Raw genomic sequence first — 400 nt, 5'->3', positions numbered from 1 at the left:
GGGGCGCCCGCCGCGCCGGGCCGGCGGCGGCACGGCGGCCGGACCACCGTGCCCGGGCGCGCTCCAGGGGTCGTACAGCTGCCAGGCACCCGGGGTGGCGGGGGGCCGGTGCGGCGGGATCGCGGCGGCATACGGGGCGGCCGGGGGCGCGGGGCGGGGGCCGCCGTCGCCGGGGCGCGGGACGAAGGCGCCCTCCGCGGGCTCGTGCGTCAGCTGCGGGCCGGCGGGTGCGGACGCGGGTGCGGGCGGTGTCGCCGGGGCGGGCGCAAGCGGGCCACCGGGGTGCGGTGCGGTGTCCCGCGGGGCGGCGGGGGCCGGTGCGGGGCCGCCGGCCTTCAGGAGCTGCGGGGCGGGAGCGCCGGCCGGCGCGGCCGGGCGGGGGTGCGGGACGCCGGCCGCC

Annotated in this window: 1 pseudogene; it reads right to left on the bottom strand. The window is 87.2% G+C overall.

Going from position 1 to position 400, the window contains the following annotated elements:
- A pseudogene (locus RZ84_RS41650) lies at window positions 1-400 on the bottom strand (hypothetical protein); the annotation flags it as partial.

This window comes from Streptomyces sp. CT34 (genome assembly GCF_000805335.1).
Taxonomy (GTDB): Bacteria; Actinomycetota; Actinomycetes; order Streptomycetales; family Streptomycetaceae; genus Streptomyces.
This window is presented reverse-complemented; position numbering and strand designations above follow the sequence as displayed.